Origin of the sequence: Alicyclobacillus shizuokensis NBRC 103103, assembly GCF_001552255.1 — a bacterium.
GTDB lineage: Bacteria > Bacillota > Bacilli > Alicyclobacillales > Alicyclobacillaceae > Alicyclobacillus_G > Alicyclobacillus_G shizuokensis.
The window spans coordinates 117775-134676 of the sequence record NZ_BCQV01000007.1 but is presented as its reverse complement, the minus strand read 5'-3'; the positions used below and the strand labels follow the sequence as shown (position 1 = coordinate 134676).

The following is a 16902-nucleotide window of genomic DNA, read 5'->3' as shown; positions in this document are numbered from 1 at the left end:
ATGATAACCACGGCATGCAAAGAGGGGAGAGGAAGACTCATGAACGAAGATCAAGAGTTTGACCTGTTTGAGGACATGATCCCGCAACGTCGTTCCTTGGCGGACACTCCACAAGGGGTGACCCGGAATGATGAAGTCGTCACATCGTACCTTTTAGTCAACGCCCTTTTTCAGTTATTGCTTCGCAAGGGCATTATCCATGAACACGAGGTCAATCAACTGATTGAGGAGTTGGCCATTGAGTACCAACAGACGAAAAGAGGTCAGGGGTAAATGCCGTCGATTGCGGACATTCGGGCTCATGTCACGCATTTCACCGAGGAGATTCGCCTGCGCGCTCAACCTCGGGATGAGGTGACGGTCGCAGGGAAGATCACGGAGTCGTTTTCTCTAGATCAGGATTTACACGTCATCACCATTGACGATTTTGTCGGCGCCATGCGCGTCTACATGTCCACGGAGATGGCGGAGCATTTCAAGGACCTCTTGGTCATCGGCAACTTCGTCGTCGTCCGCGGATTTGTGAATGTGGTCACGCTCAATCGTGGTGACAAAATGGAACAGCAGCATTCCATTGTGGCCTTTGAGTTACGGCCCTTGTGAAAGGCGGGTGATCCCTATGCGAAACGTGCTCGTTTTCCCGGATGGAAAGGAGCAGGATTTCATGTATCCCGCCAATCGAGATGTGGAAGTCGGAACCCCGCTCCAAGTGGAGATGGCGGATGGTTCGGTCCACATTCTCCATGTCACCGAGATCATCCGGGAGGACCGGAAGATTCTCTACAAGCTGTCCTATTAGCCGCTATCGCTTCATTTTGGGGATGGAAATCCAAACAAAAAGGGAGAGGTTATCATGGCCAATCAGAATGGAAACAACTCCGGTGGGCGTTCCGATTACGCAGAGATCGAGGTGTTTGGCAATCTCTCGACGATCAAAGATCCCAACACCGGGGAGCGCGTGCATGCCTACTCGGTGCCCCTGAACAACGGGGCCAAGGTTGCCAATGCGAACCTTGCGGTGAATGTGGCGAACAAGGAGGATCCGGATTACTGGAAGCTCGAAGTCTATGCGTCGTCTCCGGATCGCGCGTCCATGCACAACTTTTTGATGGATCATTGCTATAAGGGGCGCGCCTTGTTCGTCAAAGGGACGCCGGTTCTCAATAAGGGTCAGGACGGACGGATCTATCCGACCATTCGGGTGAATTATCTCCGAGGCTTTGGTGAGCCGGCTTCGACGCACAACCAGCAGCAAGGCCAGCAGGCGCCTGCGCCGCAAAATCAAGGTGGTTTTGCGCCACAACAAGGCGGCTATCCGCAGCAAGGTGGTTTTGGGCAGCCGCAAGCGCCCCAGCAGGGCGGCTTTGGCCAGCCACAGGGTGGATTCCAGGGGGCTCCACAGGGAGGATTCGGTCAGCCGCAAGGCGGTTTCAATCAGTCCCAGTTTGGTGCCCCGCAGGGTGGACAAGGCGGCTTTGCCCAGCCTGGATTCGGTGGCCCACAAGGACCTCAAGGCGGCCCGCAACCCGGCGGGTTTGGCGCGCCACAGGGATTTGGCGCACCCGTTGGCACGTATCAACGCTAATTGATGTCCGGGGAGGTCGTGGCTTCCCCGGCCCCAAGGGGGCTTTGGTGGCATGTCAGCTAGGGCCAATGCGAAACCAGCCCTTGCCCTTGGCCGCTTCGTCCACGCGCTGTTCGAGCACTATCACGATAAAGGCATGCCGATGAGAACGGCGAAAGCCCGAATGTATGACGAGTCGCTCGATACGATTTATAAGTTCCTCAAGCAGGAACAAGACATCCCCGATCATGCGCTCGTCATCGCCATGCAGTTTGCTTCGCGCGCGCTCAATCATCGCGGCGTTGCCTTGACGAAACAGTTTCAGAATGTGACCGATGAAAAGGCGCTCGAGTCGGCGCGTACGTTGCTTCGGCAGATTAAGGCGGCCAAGGATGCGGTCGATGAGTTTATTTCATCGTACAAAGGAGTCGAGGGACATGACGAAGGCAGCAACGGATAAAGACACTCCATCTCGCGGTTATGATGTGGTTGCAGACTTTAATAAGCGGTTTGGGGAAGGCACGTTCTTTACACTGGATAGCACGGAACGGGCCTCTGTCTTTCCGGTTCCGACCGGGATCCCCAGTGTCGATTATGCCTCGGGAATCGGCGGTATGCCGCTCGGGCGGATTGTCGAAGTGTATGGGCCGGAGTCGGCCGGCAAGACGACCTTCTGCCTAATGGTGGCCGCGCAGGTTCAAAAGCTCGCGAGAGAACCCGAGCATCGTCTCTATGGAAAAAAGGTGCTGTTCGTCGATGCTGAACATGCCTTGGATCCCATTCATGCTCAGGCGCTCGGTGTGAATCTCTCGGAGCTTGTGGTCACTCAGCCGGAAACGGGAGAGCAGGCCTTTGACCTTATTGAAGCGGCCTGCCGCTCGAAACAGTTTGCGCTCATCATCGGAGATTCGGTCGCTGCCTTTACGCCACGAAAGATCATCGAAGAAGGCATGGACGCCAATCACGTGGGACTCCAGGCCCGCATGATGTCGCAGGGGCTCAGCAAGATCAAAGGCGTGGCGTATGAATCCGATACTCTGTGCATGTTTATCAATCAAATCCGGGAAAAAGTCGGTGTGATGTACGGAAACCCCGAGACCACAACCGGGGGTCGGGCGTTGAAATTCTATGCCACCATGCGAATTGAGATTCGCCGCAAGGAAATCAAGAAGGGCGACGTCCACATCGGTCAGGCAACGACGGTCAAGTTCATCAAGAATAAAGTGGCGCGTCCGTTTACCGTGGCGGAGTATGACTATTACTTTGACACGGGAATTGATGTGCTCAAATCGATTGTTGACGTGGCCATTGATACCGGGGTCATCAATCGCGCCGGTGCGTACTATTTCATAGGCGAAGATGCTAAGAATCCTTCGTGCGATAGTCATGGCAACCAGTTGAAATGGCAGGGCAAAGAAAATCTGATTGCTGCACTTCGTGTCAGCCCGGCTCTCTATGAGTACATCAATGGCATTGTCTTGGGACATATCCCGAAAGGAACACAGTTTGTCGAGGAAACCGATGACGGGGCGGAGTCGGCCGATTCGGAACTGGTGGCCGATACGCTGGTGTAGGTGATGATCTTGACGTCAATCACTGCTGGGCAGGGAATCGAAACCCAGATCTTCTATGACGAAGTTCAGCCGACAGTGCCAGACCTCTGTATGAGGGGTCTGGCCCACGGGCATCTTCGCCAGGACGTGTTAGCTTGTCACGCATGTGTCTTGTCTAAGTATGAGAAACCACTGCCACTGACCCATCCAGAGGCACGAGTCATGATCATTGGCGAAACCCCAGAGGATGTCTTGTTTGATTCTCCGCAAGGCCACCAATTGGCGCAGTGCCTCAAGGATTGTGGGTACGATTTTCAGGATCTGTACCTGACATCGTTGGTCAAGTGCGTGGGCTCTAAGGAGTATGCTCGGTGTGTCCATCACCTAGTCGCTGAGGTAATGGTGGTTCGGCCTGTCATTGCCATTTGTCTTGGGTACAATCCCTCCCTCGCATTTGTGGACGCGCCCGAAGTAGGCCAGTTTGTGCCGATTCTTCCGTCCACGACGGTGTTGACGACATACTCCTTCGTGGATGCCAATGACCAGACGCTTGCCGTCTTACATCAGCAGTTCTCGTATATCCAGTCGCAACTTCAGGTGGTGAAGTCAGCATGAGAAAAGAATTCACGGTAAAAGATGCCGCCGAGATTCTTGGGGTACACAAAGACACCATCAAGTATTGGGAAGAGAATGGGCTCATCCCACCGGCACGCCGAAATAAAGGGAATCGGTACCGAGTGTACAGTCCCGAGGAGATACGAGAGATTGCACGCAGCCGAGGTATCTATGAAGCCGAAGTCAACTCTGCCATAGAGCAAAAGCTGCGTCAGACGGTCCGATAAGGTCGGTGCGATGAGCCGGCCTTTCACTGAGCGCTAAGTCAGAGGAACTCGGTGCAAAACGCAGCCTCTGCGGAAAACTGGCCGCATTATGTAATGCAGTGATGTGATTTGTAATGCACTTCTTTTATACCGTGGTATATTGCGGTATAATGTAATACGACTGTGACTGGTTTTCCAGAGGAGGTTAGGCGAGTGTCATCTGAGTCCGTTATCCTCGAGCTGCTCAGTGCCGGGGAGCAAAAAGTGTATGAGTTCCTCAAGCGGCATAAACGCTTGAAGATGTCCATGGAGGATATCGGTAAGGCGATCGGGGAGGAAACAGGGGAGAAAGTCAGCGAAGCCACAGTGCATCGTGCTGTTCGCAAGCTGTACAAGGAGGGGATTATCGGGATCATTGCGAGTAAGGAAAAAGCGGATCCCAACGAAATCATTTACTACGGAATCCCGGACGCAGAGCAAGAGGTTAATCATATCATTGACATGGTCAACATGCTCAATCAACACACAAGCCGTTTTCAGCAAATCCTTGCGAAGAAGGAGCAAGAAGTGGAACGGCTTCGCTTGGAACTTGAGGCAGCAAAAGCTCGTGAGTCGATGAGTGCCACGGAACCGTGGATCCAATCGTTTGTACAGTCGATGCAAGAAATGGTGAAGGGTGAATTCGAACACGTTCAGAACCTGGCCATTGAATCTGCACACAAGCTGGAGGATGGCCGAATCGCTGTCATCCTGCGCGTAAACTCAGAGCAGTCCATGATGTGAATAGCGTCCTGAGAATGAAACACACATGGGGAAGGGAAGAAGGACATGCCGGCTAGACGCGAGTACATTGTCCATCGGTCTGGAGATACGGATGAAACTACGATCTCCGCGATTTCTGATGTGGTGGCTTCTGTGATTATGGAGCGCGTTGACATTGCCAACGCGACCGGAACCGAAGTATCCTTGGACCTGCCCACTTCGACCGCGCGGCTTGTGATCGAGAGATACCCACAAGCCGCGGGTCACATCAAATCCAGCCTCATTCATCGCTTCAGTGAGCGGATCAAGAATATTCTGGATGCGTATGACCCACCCGCCCAGCAGGTTGATCGGATCGCCTCGCGGACGACCGAGACCCTTGGCGCACTGAGTATCTTCATGTTTATGGATTACATGCAGGATGGCTTAGTCAATCTGTTTGGCCTGTTTTCATGACCAGGAGGAATTGTCATGAGTCGGGTGTTAGAACGTCTTTTGATGGAAGATTTGCACGCGTGGGACAAGCTCGTCGCTGACTACGAGGAACGGAATCGCAAACTTGTTGTCCCCATGGAGAACACCACCGAGACCCTGCATATATTTAACATTCAGTTATCCGAATTGTATACCCAAGTTTACTACGATTTTGCGCGTGCCAAGCGCAACCGAGACGCCATACAAAGGTTCCTCGAAAGCGTTCTCAAGGATTACTATTCCGGGCCGAATCCAGACGCGCGGCGAGCGGGCGGGATCCAGTTTGCGAGGGAGTATCCGGCTCCTGAATTTTGGCCCTTTCCCAAGGTCAATTTGTTCGAGATCGAGGATATCTGGAACAAGTATTATTACTTGCTGGACGCAACGATTGCGACGCTCAAGATGAAGGCGGAGTCGAAGATCACGAATAACTCCATTCTTCGATTGGAGAAGCAACTTGTATGAACAGTGGAGATTGCCGACTAGCTGATGAGTGCGCAAATGTCGGAAAGGCGTGTTCTCGTTGCTTTGACTTGAGTTTGTATCGACCGCCAAAAGAGCGAAAGGGGCTTCGGCCTCGATCCGTGGCTCGTAAGCAGACAAAGGCAGGTATGGACTTTGAACAAGACGGCACCCACCGATACAACCGGGCGGTGTCCAAAGCCAAAGATGTGGCACGCCGGCAACTTGCCTCCGGTTCTTTATCATTCGCCCTCGGTGACATGATTACTGAGGAAAAACTGACCGCTGCACTCGCAGAGTACAAAGAGCGAGGCAGTCTCGATAGCCGGGGCGAAAAACAGATTGTCATCAAACGAGAGTGGCTCGAGAAACTCGCCAAGGAAGCGCGCGAGATGAACCGGGAGTATTACTTTCTCCCCTTTCGGTTCAAAGGTGACGACAAGCAGTATGTTGTCATGGATTACAACATCCTCTTGTCCTATGTGCAGACGATCCAAGCTCTCTTGGAGCAGATTCGGCTCTTGAACAAGCAAATAGGTGGCGACCCTGAGTGACCAAAGAAATGGTGTTGTTGCGGTGCCCCAAGTGCGGGTATGAGATCACCGTCATCAAGGGCGCTGTGGTCATCTCTCATCCGTGTATCCCCGGTAAACGCCCTGGTGTAATGCAAGAAGTGGATTCCACACAAAAGGCCGTCCATGGCCAGCTGTCGCTATTTTGATAGGAGGGACGATGTATGACTCGTGTAGAGGCCTTACAAGCACTCAGGACGCGTTTAGAGGAGCAAGGAAGGGCGTTTGGAAGTCTGATTGTACGGGACGACAATGGCGTTTGTCATTACTGCTCGGTGGGTCATTTGCTGAAAATCGCGGGGCTTAGTGATTCGGATATCTACGGCCTTCAGATGGAGTATGGGTCGGATGCCTGCGACTTCTATGAGGCCTATGAGAGAGACGGCGAGTCGGGATGTGACTATGTCGAAACCCTTGAAGCATTGGGCCTGACCCGCGATGAACTTGAAGAACTGCAGGGCATCAATGATACAGCTTCTCTGGATGTGTTGTTGCATTACGTCGACGAGCTGATTCAAAAGAGCCCCTCGACGAACGCGGTCGCATAATCCACGGCTATCGCCGGATTTTCAGGAGGTATGGGTGTGGGACGTGTTATCCACAAAGTCGTGATCGACAACGAATTGGTGGAGTTTGATTTTACCCCTGGCGACCGCGTAAAACGACGGTCTTTGGATCCCGATCACAAGGCTACAGGTACTGTGTCCTCCATCGAGGATGGTCTTGTGATCGTTGACTGGGATGAGCCCTATGCAGTTGCAAGAGGTCCCCGTTGGATGCCGACAAGCCTTGAGTTGGTGGGAGAGGGCGGCTTCGGGGTCCGTGTCGTGGACGTGGTTCGCACCTGTCCATACTGCGAAGAGGTTTCCACGGTTTCCGCCTGGTACCACATCAGTGAGAAGGTCCTTGAGAGAAAGGCCGTTCCGCTCGATGAGGTAAACTCTGACGACGAGACCTATGTGTGCCCGAACTGCAAGGAACCGATCGAGGGCTACAAACTCGATTAACAGGAGGGATCTTGTCATGGCGGTTGCAGCAACGTTCGAAGAAGCGATTTTGGAAGAGGATCTGGCGGGCATTGAAGAGATGCTGGAAGCCTATGAGGAAAACGGTGGCCAGACCTTCATGCTCGATGAGCTGATGGTTCGAAAGCTCATTATCAAACGCAAGATTCTGCGGGAAGAAGTCGACCGTCTCAAAGCCTTGCGGGATGCGGTCAAGCAGGAGTGGGACAAGAAGATTCAACGCGTGGTGGAACAGATCGAGGACATTGATGGTCTTGTCAAGCATTACATCATGAACGTCAACGGCGGTAAGGCCCTCAAACTGGATGTGGCGACGATCTCCCCGCGCAAGGTCAATCACAACCTGGTCATCAAAGATCCCGTGGCCTTTGAAGGGTTTCTGGCCGCCAATGGGGTACGGGATCAGTTCCTGAAAGAACCGCAGCTCGATGCCACAAAGGCAAAGAACTATCTCCTGCAGAAGATCGAGGAGAATCCTGCACTCAAAGAGCATCTGCCCGACTGTGTGGAGTATCAAGAGACGGATAAGACGATTTCGATTCGGATGAACGTCTAAGGAGGTCTCTCATGACCAAAATTCTGCGCTCGATTCTACGCCATCCTGTGGTGCGCCGGACTCTTTGGGACTTGCTGATTGAGTGTGTCCTGATGTTGTTGCAGCTGATGTGGCTGTTGGTCAAGTTCCTGTTCTTTGTCCTCTGTGGAACGATGGCCCGGAAGACGCGTCGAAGGAGAAGCCCCTGGTTGGCCTTGAAGGGAGGCAAAGCGAATGTCTGACTATCTGGTGGTGCTGGATTCGGAATACGCGGGGTCTCTCGAGATCCAAACCGGGAACTACGACGAAACCGGGTATCCGGAATTCCAGGACATTGACCCAACGGATTTAGTCATTGGCGTCTTCCAGGGCACCGAGGATGAAGCTGTTATGCAGGCGGCGAAGTATTGGCAAGTTGATCCTGCATGGCTCAAAACATACAGATTGGCTTCATCTTGATACCGTGTGAGATCGATCTGCTGAAGAATAACCGGGCTTAACGAAAATTTCTTTCGTGTAAGCCCGGTTTTCGTTGTGTTTCTGTACCTTTCTGTACTATACTTGTTGTAACGCATTACATGCTCTGAGTAGAATTCGAGCGGGAGGTGAAGTTGTGAACCTGACCAAGCACTTTAAGCAACGCTATGTCGAGCGGATTGTAGGCATCACCACAGTTCCTGAGCGCCAGCATTACATAATCGCGCACGAGGAACAAATCAACAGACATGTTCATCAATTGTTTGAGCATGCACGCTTCCTTTGGCGCGGGCAGATTGGCGACAACATGACACGTAATTACTACATCCGCGACAACATCATCATCGTGACGGATGTTGACAACACGTGTTTTATTACCGTGTTCAAATGCGACCTTGGTTTTCCAGAGCCGGTGAATCGGCAGACCATCAAGGGACTGTTGCGCGAGGTAGACAAGCTCAACGCCCAGTTGGAACGCGCCGAAGCCAAGTCCAAGATAACCGTGGACCGTCTGAAGACCCAAATGTCGACGCTTGATGAACAGATTGTTATCCTCGAACGCCAGCTTGATATGCTCAGGCACAAGAGGGATCTGATCCAGGCGGAAATCATAGACGCGACAAATGATGTGAGGCACCTTCAGGATCAGTTGCGTATGGTGTGCTTGATCTTGTGCAACAGTGTTGATTACAGAACCGACCTGTTGGAGTGGAAAAAGAATGCCTAGTGGTGATGTGCATGACAGACCGTGATCGATTGTGGTTCATTGGCATCACCAAAGATGCAAGGACCGCGGGCCCAGGCAAGCGTCTGGAGCTTTTCCTGAAAGGCTGCATCCGGGGCATCGTCAATCCGTGCCAAGGCTGCTTTAACCCGACCACGTGGGAGTTTGGCGGCCCGAGACGCGAAATGACGGTGGATGAAGTAGTGGACTTCATCGTTCGGGATGCATGGAATCGTCAGGTGACGTTCTGCGGTGGAGAGCCCCTGCTTCAGACGCGCAATCTCATCAAGGTCTGCAGGCGGCTGAAGGAACTTGATCCGAAGTTTCATATCGTCATCTATACCGCGTATGTGCTGGAGAATCTCTTGCGCAATGGCATTGTCTTCGTTCCTCGCGCGTGTGACGGACCAGAGGTTCATGAAGCACTCCAGGTGTACAGCAGCAGTTGGACAGAGGACAGATCGCGGTATCAAATCGCCACACCTGATGAGATTCTTGAACTGCTCAAGTACGTAGACATGCTGGTGGATGGGGACTATCAACATGACAAGCGCCTTCCGGTGTCCCCGACGATGGATGAAGGCATGTTCATTGGCTCCGCCAATCAGCGAGTCATCTATGCGGCCGAGAGCCTGCGTCGTGACCCAAGCGGTCAGCACTTTGAGATGCTCTATGCCGATGAATACAACCGCAGGATGGCCTGCCAAAAGACGTGCCGTTGTTGTGGCCATGCGCTTCTGGATGACTCTATGCACTTTTGTGATGAGGATTGTGAACAGCGCTTTGTGGAACGAGACGAGTACATGAAGATCTTTGGAGGTGCATAATGTCTTTTCTGTCGTATCGGGAATGCGTCCAGCTCAAAGGTTCACCCGGTGCCGCAAACTCGGAGCGTTTCGTCATGCAGTTTGATGAGGGGGAAGGTCTTTGGCTCGAAATCGAGAAGATTGGTCCCCGAGGCGGATACCAGGGCACTGGGATCACCATTCCGCTTGAGTGCATCGATGCCCTTGAGGCGTACATCCATCGGCTCAAGGAAATGCTCGCAACGATCAACGAATGACGCTCATCTTGACTTTGACACAAGGAGGCTTGAGTGAGATGCCCATCCCGAACCCGACGAATCCAGGCGAGATGGACTATGTTGACCTGTCGTTGTTACCGAAGATCAAGCTGGAGAATGAGTCACTGGTGATCTTAAATCCCATTGAGTATCTCTCGATTCCGATGCAGCTTCTCACGGATCCCGAGAAGTATGATGAGCAGACTGTGGTTCTCCGCGCGAAGGTCCAGGATGACGTGCTTGACCATACGTTTGAACTGGAAGAGTTCGAACAGATTATGGCGCGCCTTCACTATGAGGGTAAGAATGAGCGCCTGGAATCCACGTCGGAGTACCGTCAAGCGGTCGATACTCTTCTGGACACCTATGTGTCGAACTGCTGGCAACAGGGCCGGTACCCGGCTCGAGTCGGGGTGACGTATCGGAGAACAAAGGGAATCGGCATCATTACGGACATGAAGGCCAACCAGAATGTCGGTACCTTTGAGGGTCTTGAGTACCACATAGACTGGGTGGTGAAATCGAACACTTATCTGGATATACTCGACATCAACCTCACGGTTCGTTCGGTCTCCGACCTGTTGAAGCCACAACGCTTTGAATTTGTGTTCTACTCGTTGGAGGACATGATGATTTATCGCATGGAGTTAATGGAGAATGCGAAGACAAGCACATCGGATTTGGGATTGACCCATTTACGGATGGAACAGTTCACCATCAAGCCGGAACCGTGGGACGAGAATCATGACCGCTATTCGGTTGCGGTTCAGGCGGACAACATTAAGTCCGAATTGCTCTCCGTGTCGAAAAATGATTTCATGTACAGTGAATATCTCACTCGGTTTACAGCGAGCCGCCAGGATATCCTCAAGGAGAGTGCCGAGCAAGCCAAGAAGGCGGCGCTGGTCAGCAAGTTTGCCGACATCGATTTGGATCTGTGACTGGCTTCATGGAGGGGTACGATGCCAACTGTCAACGCGATCTACATGGGTCCACACGCCGATGTGCCGGTTGAACTGAAGGCCATCCAGAGTGAGTGGGCCCGAAAAGCCAATGCGTATGGCGACGTAGGCGCTTATGTAACGGGTGCGAAGTTTGTCTTTCAGTATAAAGGCGTGTGGTATGCCATGCCGCCATTAAGCCGCTGGCCGGGTTGTGGTTCTTGGGAGCCGTTTGTCCGGGAAATCCGCGACAAACTTGCAGCCATTGGCGCGACCAACATTACGTACGACTGGGGGCGTAGAAACGGATGAGTCAACTGACAGGGATGCAGGAAATCAGTATGCTGATGAACAGCCGGCGCCGCATGATCCTGGTGACGACTTATGAGGAAGATCGGTTTCAGCAGGATATGAAGTCGCTCATCGAACTCAAGTCCTATCAAGGGTACTACTGGACGATAACCGCAGGCCTTGTGGATCTGATTACCGGGGAGCAAGCCGAAAAGATGTTTGACCCCGTTCTGATCCTGGACCGGATTCAAAATTCTACCGAGCAAGCCGTTTATATCCTCAAGGACTTTCATGATCTGTGGAGCAATCCACAGGTCAAACGCAAGTTTCGAGACGTTCTGGAGTTGCCCGATAAAGTGTACAAGCCCATCATCGTGACCGCTCCCAACTCCTATAACATCCCAATGGAGTTGGAGAAACTGGTGACGGTAGTCAAATACGAGTTGCCGACCCGAGAGCAAGTGATTGAGCAACTGGAAGCGATGGAGAATTATCTCCGGATGCGCGAGCTTCCGGTACCAGAAGGGCGTGAACGGGAAGCGCTGATTCACTCCTTGGTCGGGATGACCGAGATGGAGATCACGAATGTCTTGAAGAAGTCCGTTGCGAAGAATAAGCGGATTGTCCTCTCGGAGATCGTGGCCGAAAAGGAACAGGTCATCCGCAAGACGGGTTTGCTTGAATACATCACCAAGCTCGGCGATATGGATCAAGTGGGTGGGATGGACATCGTCAAGGATTGGTTCCGGGACGCGTACTATTCGTTTGATCCCGAAGCCCGCAACTACAACGTGGATCCGGTTCGTGGCTGCATCATGGTCGGCTTTCCGGGTACCGGTAAATCGCTGGCCGCTCGTTCCGTCGCACACATGTGGAACTTGCCTCTCTTGAAGATGAACATGGGTTCCATCATGGATTCTCGCGTCGGTCAGTCTGAAAAGAACATTGACCGTGCCTTGAAGCTGGCGGAGGATGTCAGCCCATGTGTGCTTTGGATTGACGAGATGGAAAAGGGATTGGCCGGTATGGGAAGCTCGGATCGTTCCGACTCCGGTACACTTTCCCGCGTGGTTCAGTCCATCTTGACTTGGCTCTCGGAAAAGACGGCGCCCGTCTTTGTCATCGCCACTGCGAATGACGTCACAAAGCTGCCGCCGGAACTCACCCGTGCCGGCCGATTTGATGAGGTCTTCTTTGTATCCTTGCCACATCTGGATGAACGCAAGGAGATCCTCAAGATTCATTTGATCAAGCGAGGTTATCAGGTCGGTGATACGGCGGAGCCGGGTGTATTCGATGAGGAAACCATCGACAAGCTGGCGAAGGAAATGGAGGACTTCTCCGGTGCTGAAATTGAATCGGTAGTCTCCGAAGCCGGCCGAAGGGCCTATGCGTCTTTCCGAAAGGGAGAACGCCCATCTCACCACATCCTCATAGAGGACATCCGCGAACAAATCCAGAAGACCGTTCCGCTGGCCAAGCGCAATCCGCAGCTCTTGTCGGATCTTCGTGAATGGGCCAAGACGAGCGCCAAGTGCGCTTCCAGTCATGAACATCGACTCCTTCATGGAGAGTACAAGGGAGGGAGCAAGCCGCGGCTGCGCGTGATCGACCTGGGAGATTTGGACATCGCAGACTAGGAGGTAACTCATGTACGACAAAGAGGTCGAGCGACAAAAAGCCTATGCCTTTGTGTCCAAGAACCTTCAACTCGAGGAGGATCTGGACAAGAAGCAAAAGTTCCAGCGAGCCATCGACTTCGCGATGGATGAGGTGGCTGAGTTTGAGCAACTGCTGGAGGACTTCAAGAAACGCGTGGGACATCTTCATGTGTATCGCCTCATCTTGGCGCCGCACTTTGAAGAGTTCATGCAGCACAGTCTCAAGAGTCTCCGGACCTTGATCGAGAAGAACTATACCCAAGAGGAACTCGATCAGATGCCCGAGAGTGTCTATAACCAAGTCGTTGAAATCCAGAAAAAACGCGTGGAATTACTCAGAAACATTGCAAAAACGTACTTTACAGGCCGATTGTAATGCCCTACAATAAACCCAGCAGTTCTTTTCGATCTCGTGGGGCAAAATCCATACATGAAAAGAGGGGTTTTCTATGAGTCATTTTGCGACCTATGCCTGTCCGGTGAACAATGAGGCGTATCTGACCAAAGCGCTGGAAGAGATGGGTCTGGGACTCAGAAAGGATCAGGTCATCGATACCGGGTATGGCGACCGTCGGCGTGTAGAACTGGCCGTTGTTCGTAACGGAAAACTGCTTCCCATTGGGTTCAACAAGAAAGAATCCGGGGAGTATGAACTGATTGCCGACTGGTTCCGGATGCCGTGGGGTGAGAAGGCGTTCACCGGCACGGTCGCTCAGCTTCATGACAAGTATCGAGTCTTGGACATTTGCGAACAGAACCGTTGGAACGTACGGGAGGAAGACATCACGGTCAACGAGAACGGCGAGATTGAAATTCTAGCTACGCAGTGGGCATAAATGCTCGCCTTTGAAGAACTCAAGGAATACTGCGTGATTACGCCACACGGGAGTCCGTTTCTCTCGGGCTATCGTGTGGCCACGTATCTCGACGGTTCTCTGGATGCCGTGATTGAATGCAGCTTCCTTCAGGACGTTGTCAAAACCGTGTCTGCGCTTCGTAGTCAAGGATACCGGCTGCGTGTGGCCGTAGCATGAATGGAGCTATAGAGGAGGATCATGATCATGCAGGAGCACAAGGTGAAGTTTACGATTCCGAAAGGCGGCGGCGTGAAGTTCGAAGTCATTGGTGGACAGGGCACGAGTTGTACAGAAGTGACTCGGGACATTGAACTGCACCTGTCTCAGGCTGGCGGCCAGCTCGTCGAGGCCGGTAAGAAACCGGAGTATTACGATGATGGCCCGAGCGTTTCGGTGTTTAACGACTTGAACTAACGCCTCCTGAAAGGAGGTGATGGTTGTGGCGTTGTTTCACTATGGAGCCGATGCGAGAGAGGCCATTCAATTCATCTCCGAAGGTCGGTTTCGTCAGATGAACGGAATGACTGCGTCGCGACCAGCGTCCAAGGGGCACATCAAAACCGGGGTCAAACCCATGAAGTTTCAATCGGAGGCCTCGCTGCTCAAAGGCCTGCCGCGGGATCTGGGGATCCAGAGCAAGGTTGCGTTGGGTCAGATGGAGCATGCGAGTTCCATTGCAAGGAGCCTGGGTCTTGGCGGATACAACTTCATTCCGATCCCTGTCCGCATCGTGACCTAAAGAGCAGACTGAGACCCAATGAGGAGGACAGACGTTCTCCTCATCTTTTTGGAGGTGCGATGGTTGGCACACACCCAGGAGCAAAAGAAGAACAAGAGCCGAGCTTCCCGGCCGACGGAAAAGCCCCGTGAAGCCGTGGACTTATCTCCGTTCATCACGAATCTGGATGGGAATGTCTATGGCGTAACCAACTTGCCCGAAGAATTCGTTGCGGTTTTGTTTGCATGGGTTTCTCGAAGCCCCAAGTCCTTTAAGGAACTCCTCCGTGAAGCCCTGGAGAAGGGGCATGTTGAAGTCGATGGACGGACACTGGATCTCAAGCCTTTGTCCGAGCGAGCTGCCCAGTTCCATGAAAAATGGACCGTGAATTACGGGCACAGTTCCGTGGCCGAACACGCCGTAGCGCATGTGGGAATTGAAAAGGTGTCTCGACTCGCTTCGGCCGAATTGGAACTCTCGAATGAGTTTCTCTCGATCACCGAGTACAGCCAGCGGTATCAGCAGCCAAAGCGCGGCGACTGGTACAACCCGATTCCGAAAGACGATCCGCGCCACGAGCGCTTTGAATTGCTGATGAACGAGTGCTACGACGCCTTTGAACAGTTGATTGAGGGCGTGTACAACCATCTGAAGGACAAAGACAAGGACGCACTGTTGCCGGCAAGTCTTAGCGAATCAACCAAGCGAGATGTCGCTTTGCGTAAGCTCGCCTTTGAAGACGCGCGCTACGTGTTGCCACTGGCCATGTTCACGAATCTTGGCATGACAGCCAACGGCCGCGCCTGGCGAGATGGCATTGTCAAACTGTACAACTCAGACTTTGCCGAGGTTCATCAGCTCGCCGACAATCTCAAGCAGGAGATCTCCAAGATCTTGCCGACACTGCTCAAGCATGCCGAGCCTTCTGAATATATGGCGAAGAGTAAGGCACGGATCAAACATCGGTTTACGACGGAATACTTCCCCGATTTTCCCGAAGTAAGTTACGTGGGCCTTCAGAAGGCACCTTCGGAACGTCACGCAATGGTGAACATCATCGCGCAAGTCCTGGTTCAGGAGCAGGGCCTTCGATTCCGGGAGGCGCTGGCCCGCGCGCGGACGATGAGTGAATCGTATCTGGTTGAGTCCATCCAAGATCTCTTGTGGGAAATGGGGACGCATGATGTTCCGCCCGAGATGTTCAAGCAGGTGGATTACCAAGCGGAACTGCTGATTTCGGAAGCCAGTTGGCACCAGCTGCTTCGTCACAACCGGAAAACGAACTTTGTGTTCAGCCGGCCGAGCGCAAACCTTGGCATTACCGTACCACCGCGCATTCAGGAAGCAGGACTTGAGGATATCGTCTATGAGGTCGCAGAGAAAGCCAAAGCCCTATACGATATATTAGAGCTCGGCTATCGCGAGTATTGCGTTCTCAACTGTCATCGGCGCAGAATCGTGGCCCACTTTAACTTGTGGGAAGCGTATCATCTCATCAATCTGCGCACGAGCGAACAAGCGCAGTGGGATATTCGCGAGACCTTTGAGTCGTTGTATCAACAGTTGCTTGAGGTTCACCCGACCCTGATTTCCCTCGCCAAGAGACGATGAAACGGGGGCCCTTGGCCCCTTTGGTTACATAAGGAGTCTGGTTGGTATGACTGCACTTATTCTGGACTATAAGGACATTGAGCGTGCGCTGGAAGGCATCAACCCTCACCTTCAGGTCAGCCCGAAATCGCTGGCGGCGCTGGCTAGAAAGCGCGGCATGACCAAGGATGATGTTCTCCAAGAGTACGCACTGTGGCGGATTCAAGGGACCCACGCCAAGTCGCGTTTGGCAAAGCGCATCAACTACCAACGCGTGAACAACAAGATGAGCATCGATACCTCGCCGGACCCAGAGATTCGGGAATTCATTGTGCGCATTCCCGCTCCCGTCTACCAAGAGGACAAAACGTATGACCGTGTGTTACGCGCATTGCGTTACTGGATTCGAACCAACGTGCTGACCAAGGCACAGGCGGAAGCCATCTTCTTTCATGACGTGGAGGGTTGGATGTTCACCGACATCGCCAAGTTGTGTGGTGTTCATCCAGGAACCGTCCAGTACCATTATCAAAACGGGATCAAGCGCCTGCGTGAGCTTTATCAGGATATTCAGGTTGGATAAGAGCTATCGCTCCATTTTGTAGAAAGGAGTGATTGCGATGGATACGTTGCAACAACAAAACGCCATCATGTGGGACGCCTTAAAGCGTATCGATTATGCGGAACGTTCTTGGCGTTTAGTGGGTATAGGCATTGGCGGGTTTGCGACCGAATTGGCTGAGATTGCTCGCAGAGCGATGGTCAAATGCGAGGAGTTGAACAAGGATCATCGTGATCAATGAGTCACGGCC

Annotated in this window: 31 protein-coding genes; all 31 read left to right on the top strand. The window is 52.7% G+C overall.

The features are described from left to right. Positions 1 to 39: 39 nt before the first annotated feature. The 31 genes from ASH01S_RS04145 (at position 40) to ASH01S_RS03995 (ending at position 16893) form a co-directional block, all read left to right on the top strand. A complete protein-coding gene (locus ASH01S_RS04145) occupies positions 40 to 273 on the top strand; it encodes a hypothetical protein (RefSeq protein ID WP_067923957.1) in 234 nt (77 codons plus the stop codon). Then, positions 274 to 603: a hypothetical protein gene (locus ASH01S_RS04140; protein WP_067923954.1), complete on the top strand. Its 330-nt coding sequence runs from the start codon at positions 274 to 276 to the stop codon at positions 601 to 603. Positions 604 to 619: 16 nt separating this feature from the next. Further along, positions 620 to 799, top strand: a complete 180-nt coding sequence (locus tag ASH01S_RS04135; RefSeq protein ID WP_067923949.1) for a hypothetical protein — start codon at positions 620 to 622, stop codon at positions 797 to 799. 54 nt (positions 800 to 853) lie between these two features. After that, entirely contained in the window at positions 854 to 1585 is a 732-nt protein-coding gene (locus tag ASH01S_RS04130) for a single stranded DNA-binding domain-containing protein (protein ID WP_067923946.1), read from the top strand. A gap of 52 nt (positions 1586 to 1637) precedes the next feature. Continuing rightward, positions 1638 to 2024: a hypothetical protein gene (locus ASH01S_RS18790; protein WP_067923943.1), complete on the top strand. Its 387-nt coding sequence runs from the start codon at positions 1638 to 1640 to the stop codon at positions 2022 to 2024. Next, a complete protein-coding gene (recA, locus tag ASH01S_RS04120; protein WP_067923938.1) occupies positions 2002 to 3138 on the top strand; it encodes a recombinase RecA in 1137 nt (378 codons plus the stop codon). Before ASH01S_RS18790 ends, recA begins: the two co-directional genes overlap by 23 nt. A gap of 3 nt (positions 3139 to 3141) precedes the next feature. Next, positions 3142 to 3732, top strand: a complete 591-nt coding sequence (locus ASH01S_RS04115; protein WP_157066982.1) for a uracil-DNA glycosylase family protein — start codon at positions 3142 to 3144, stop codon at positions 3730 to 3732. After that, the gene (locus tag ASH01S_RS04110) at positions 3729 to 3959 is read left to right on the top strand and encodes a MerR family transcriptional regulator (protein WP_067923932.1); all 231 of its coding nucleotides are present in this window, start codon (positions 3729 to 3731) and stop codon (positions 3957 to 3959) included. Before ASH01S_RS04115 ends, ASH01S_RS04110 begins: the two co-directional genes overlap by 4 nt. Before the next feature lie 192 nt (positions 3960 to 4151). Further along, positions 4152 to 4721: a hypothetical protein gene (locus ASH01S_RS04105; RefSeq protein ID WP_067923929.1), complete on the top strand. Its 570-nt coding sequence runs from the start codon at positions 4152 to 4154 to the stop codon at positions 4719 to 4721. Positions 4722 to 4859: 138 nt separating this feature from the next. Then, entirely contained in the window at positions 4860 to 5156 is a 297-nt protein-coding gene (locus tag ASH01S_RS04100; protein ID WP_157066981.1) for a hypothetical protein, read from the top strand. Positions 5157 to 5171: 15 nt separating this feature from the next. Next, a complete protein-coding gene (locus tag ASH01S_RS04095; RefSeq protein ID WP_067923923.1) occupies positions 5172 to 5639 on the top strand; it encodes a hypothetical protein in 468 nt (155 codons plus the stop codon). Positions 5640 to 5785: 146 nt separating this feature from the next. Then, positions 5786 to 6190, top strand: a complete 405-nt coding sequence (locus ASH01S_RS04090) for a hypothetical protein (protein ID WP_157066980.1) — start codon at positions 5786 to 5788, stop codon at positions 6188 to 6190. 182 nt (positions 6191 to 6372) lie between these two features. Beyond that, complete coding sequence (locus ASH01S_RS04085) at positions 6373 to 6756, top strand: hypothetical protein (protein WP_067923917.1); 384 nt, start codon at positions 6373 to 6375, stop codon at positions 6754 to 6756. Positions 6757 to 6792: 36 nt separating this feature from the next. Further along, positions 6793 to 7215 carry a hypothetical protein gene (locus ASH01S_RS04080; RefSeq protein WP_067923914.1) on the top strand — a complete coding sequence of 141 codons (423 nt, stop codon included), beginning with the start codon at positions 6793 to 6795 and terminating at the stop codon, positions 7213 to 7215. A gap of 16 nt (positions 7216 to 7231) precedes the next feature. After that, entirely contained in the window at positions 7232 to 7789 is a 558-nt protein-coding gene (locus ASH01S_RS04075; RefSeq protein ID WP_067923911.1) for a hypothetical protein, read from the top strand. A gap of 11 nt (positions 7790 to 7800) precedes the next feature. Then, positions 7801 to 8010 (top strand): hypothetical protein, encoded by a 210-nt coding sequence (locus ASH01S_RS04070; protein WP_067923908.1) that lies wholly within the window; start codon positions 7801 to 7803, stop codon positions 8008 to 8010. Beyond that, positions 8003 to 8227, top strand: coding sequence for a hypothetical protein (locus ASH01S_RS04065; RefSeq protein WP_067923905.1), 225 nt, complete (start codon positions 8003 to 8005; stop codon positions 8225 to 8227). Before ASH01S_RS04070 ends, ASH01S_RS04065 begins: the two co-directional genes overlap by 8 nt. A 154-nt stretch (positions 8228 to 8381) precedes the next feature. Next, on the top strand, positions 8382 to 8972 hold the full coding sequence (locus ASH01S_RS04060) for a hypothetical protein (RefSeq protein WP_067923902.1): 591 nt from the start codon (positions 8382 to 8384) through the stop codon (positions 8970 to 8972). 11 nt (positions 8973 to 8983) lie between these two features. Beyond that, positions 8984 to 9796, top strand: coding sequence for a 4Fe-4S single cluster domain-containing protein (locus ASH01S_RS04055; RefSeq protein ID WP_169794180.1), 813 nt, complete (start codon positions 8984 to 8986; stop codon positions 9794 to 9796). After that, positions 9796 to 10032 carry a hypothetical protein gene (locus ASH01S_RS04050; protein WP_067923896.1) on the top strand — a complete coding sequence of 79 codons (237 nt, stop codon included), beginning with the start codon at positions 9796 to 9798 and terminating at the stop codon, positions 10030 to 10032. Before ASH01S_RS04055 ends, ASH01S_RS04050 begins: the two co-directional genes overlap by 1 nt. Before the next feature lie 38 nt (positions 10033 to 10070). Beyond that, positions 10071 to 10973 carry a hypothetical protein gene (locus ASH01S_RS04045; RefSeq protein ID WP_067923893.1) on the top strand — a complete coding sequence of 301 codons (903 nt, stop codon included), beginning with the start codon at positions 10071 to 10073 and terminating at the stop codon, positions 10971 to 10973. Between the two features lie 21 nt (positions 10974 to 10994). Further along, on the top strand, positions 10995 to 11285 hold the full coding sequence (locus tag ASH01S_RS04040; protein ID WP_067923890.1) for a hypothetical protein: 291 nt from the start codon (positions 10995 to 10997) through the stop codon (positions 11283 to 11285). Beyond that, positions 11282 to 12904: an AAA family ATPase gene (locus ASH01S_RS04035; protein ID WP_067923887.1), complete on the top strand. Its 1623-nt coding sequence runs from the start codon at positions 11282 to 11284 to the stop codon at positions 12902 to 12904. The genes ASH01S_RS04040 and ASH01S_RS04035 overlap by 4 nt, the downstream gene beginning before the upstream one ends. Before the next feature lie 10 nt (positions 12905 to 12914). Next, the gene (locus ASH01S_RS04030) at positions 12915 to 13301 is read left to right on the top strand and encodes a hypothetical protein (protein WP_067923885.1); all 387 of its coding nucleotides are present in this window, start codon (positions 12915 to 12917) and stop codon (positions 13299 to 13301) included. Between the two features lie 73 nt (positions 13302 to 13374). Continuing rightward, a complete protein-coding gene (locus tag ASH01S_RS04025) occupies positions 13375 to 13761 on the top strand; it encodes a DUF1257 domain-containing protein (protein WP_067923882.1) in 387 nt (128 codons plus the stop codon). Next, complete coding sequence (locus ASH01S_RS04020; protein ID WP_067923879.1) at positions 13762 to 13959, top strand: hypothetical protein; 198 nt, start codon at positions 13762 to 13764, stop codon at positions 13957 to 13959. 27 nt (positions 13960 to 13986) lie between these two features. Then, positions 13987 to 14196: a DUF2997 domain-containing protein gene (locus ASH01S_RS04015; protein WP_067923874.1), complete on the top strand. Its 210-nt coding sequence runs from the start codon at positions 13987 to 13989 to the stop codon at positions 14194 to 14196. 25 nt (positions 14197 to 14221) lie between these two features. Beyond that, positions 14222 to 14521 carry a hypothetical protein gene (locus tag ASH01S_RS04010; RefSeq protein WP_067923871.1) on the top strand — a complete coding sequence of 100 codons (300 nt, stop codon included), beginning with the start codon at positions 14222 to 14224 and terminating at the stop codon, positions 14519 to 14521. A gap of 63 nt (positions 14522 to 14584) precedes the next feature. Beyond that, positions 14585 to 16111: an FAD-dependent thymidylate synthase gene (locus ASH01S_RS04005; RefSeq protein WP_067923868.1), complete on the top strand. Its 1527-nt coding sequence runs from the start codon at positions 14585 to 14587 to the stop codon at positions 16109 to 16111. Between the two features lie 46 nt (positions 16112 to 16157). After that, a complete protein-coding gene (locus ASH01S_RS04000) occupies positions 16158 to 16673 on the top strand; it encodes an RNA polymerase sigma factor (protein WP_067923864.1) in 516 nt (171 codons plus the stop codon). Positions 16674 to 16710: 37 nt separating this feature from the next. Continuing rightward, entirely contained in the window at positions 16711 to 16893 is a 183-nt protein-coding gene (locus ASH01S_RS03995; RefSeq protein WP_067923861.1) for a hypothetical protein, read from the top strand. Positions 16894 to 16902 lie beyond the last annotated feature (9 nt).

What these genes read in the sequence shown, in the direction of transcription:
- ASH01S_RS04145 (WP_067923957.1), top strand. Translation starts at nt 40, where the DNA reads ATGAACGAAGATCAAGAGTTTGACCTGTTTGAGGACATGATCCCGCAA.
- ASH01S_RS04140 (WP_067923954.1), top strand. Translation starts at nt 274, where the DNA reads ATGCCGTCGATTGCGGACATTCGGGCTCATGTCACGCATTTCACCGAG.
- ASH01S_RS04135 (WP_067923949.1), top strand. Translation starts at nt 620, where the DNA reads ATGCGAAACGTGCTCGTTTTCCCGGATGGAAAGGAGCAGGATTTCATG.
- ASH01S_RS04130 (WP_067923946.1), top strand. Translation starts at nt 854, where the DNA reads ATGGCCAATCAGAATGGAAACAACTCCGGTGGGCGTTCCGATTACGCA.
- ASH01S_RS18790 (WP_067923943.1), top strand. Translation starts at nt 1,638, where the DNA reads ATGTCAGCTAGGGCCAATGCGAAACCAGCCCTTGCCCTTGGCCGCTTC.
- recA (WP_067923938.1), top strand. Translation starts at nt 2,002, where the DNA reads ATGACGAAGGCAGCAACGGATAAAGACACTCCATCTCGCGGTTATGAT.
- ASH01S_RS04115 (WP_157066982.1), top strand. Translation starts at nt 3,142, where the DNA reads ATGATCTTGACGTCAATCACTGCTGGGCAGGGAATCGAAACCCAGATC.
- ASH01S_RS04110 (WP_067923932.1), top strand. Translation starts at nt 3,729, where the DNA reads ATGAGAAAAGAATTCACGGTAAAAGATGCCGCCGAGATTCTTGGGGTA.
- ASH01S_RS04100 (WP_157066981.1), top strand. Translation starts at nt 4,860, where the DNA reads ATGGAGCGCGTTGACATTGCCAACGCGACCGGAACCGAAGTATCCTTG.
- ASH01S_RS04095 (WP_067923923.1), top strand. Translation starts at nt 5,172, where the DNA reads ATGAGTCGGGTGTTAGAACGTCTTTTGATGGAAGATTTGCACGCGTGG.
- ASH01S_RS04090 (WP_157066980.1), top strand. Translation starts at nt 5,786, where the DNA reads ATGGACTTTGAACAAGACGGCACCCACCGATACAACCGGGCGGTGTCC.
- ASH01S_RS04085 (WP_067923917.1), top strand. Translation starts at nt 6,373, where the DNA reads ATGACTCGTGTAGAGGCCTTACAAGCACTCAGGACGCGTTTAGAGGAG.
- ASH01S_RS04075 (WP_067923911.1), top strand. Translation starts at nt 7,232, where the DNA reads ATGGCGGTTGCAGCAACGTTCGAAGAAGCGATTTTGGAAGAGGATCTG.
- ASH01S_RS04070 (WP_067923908.1), top strand. Translation starts at nt 7,801, where the DNA reads ATGACCAAAATTCTGCGCTCGATTCTACGCCATCCTGTGGTGCGCCGG.
- ASH01S_RS04065 (WP_067923905.1), top strand. Translation starts at nt 8,003, where the DNA reads ATGTCTGACTATCTGGTGGTGCTGGATTCGGAATACGCGGGGTCTCTC.
- ASH01S_RS04055 (WP_169794180.1), top strand. Translation starts at nt 8,984, where the DNA reads ATGACAGACCGTGATCGATTGTGGTTCATTGGCATCACCAAAGATGCA.
- ASH01S_RS04050 (WP_067923896.1), top strand. Translation starts at nt 9,796, where the DNA reads ATGTCTTTTCTGTCGTATCGGGAATGCGTCCAGCTCAAAGGTTCACCC.
- ASH01S_RS04045 (WP_067923893.1), top strand. Translation starts at nt 10,071, where the DNA reads ATGCCCATCCCGAACCCGACGAATCCAGGCGAGATGGACTATGTTGAC.
- ASH01S_RS04040 (WP_067923890.1), top strand. Translation starts at nt 10,995, where the DNA reads ATGCCAACTGTCAACGCGATCTACATGGGTCCACACGCCGATGTGCCG.
- ASH01S_RS04035 (WP_067923887.1), top strand. Translation starts at nt 11,282, where the DNA reads ATGAGTCAACTGACAGGGATGCAGGAAATCAGTATGCTGATGAACAGC.
- ASH01S_RS04030 (WP_067923885.1), top strand. Translation starts at nt 12,915, where the DNA reads ATGTACGACAAAGAGGTCGAGCGACAAAAAGCCTATGCCTTTGTGTCC.
- ASH01S_RS04025 (WP_067923882.1), top strand. Translation starts at nt 13,375, where the DNA reads ATGAGTCATTTTGCGACCTATGCCTGTCCGGTGAACAATGAGGCGTAT.
- ASH01S_RS04020 (WP_067923879.1), top strand. Translation starts at nt 13,762, where the DNA reads ATGCTCGCCTTTGAAGAACTCAAGGAATACTGCGTGATTACGCCACAC.
- ASH01S_RS04015 (WP_067923874.1), top strand. Translation starts at nt 13,987, where the DNA reads ATGCAGGAGCACAAGGTGAAGTTTACGATTCCGAAAGGCGGCGGCGTG.
- ASH01S_RS04000 (WP_067923864.1), top strand. Translation starts at nt 16,158, where the DNA reads ATGACTGCACTTATTCTGGACTATAAGGACATTGAGCGTGCGCTGGAA.
- ASH01S_RS03995 (WP_067923861.1), top strand. Translation starts at nt 16,711, where the DNA reads ATGGATACGTTGCAACAACAAAACGCCATCATGTGGGACGCCTTAAAG.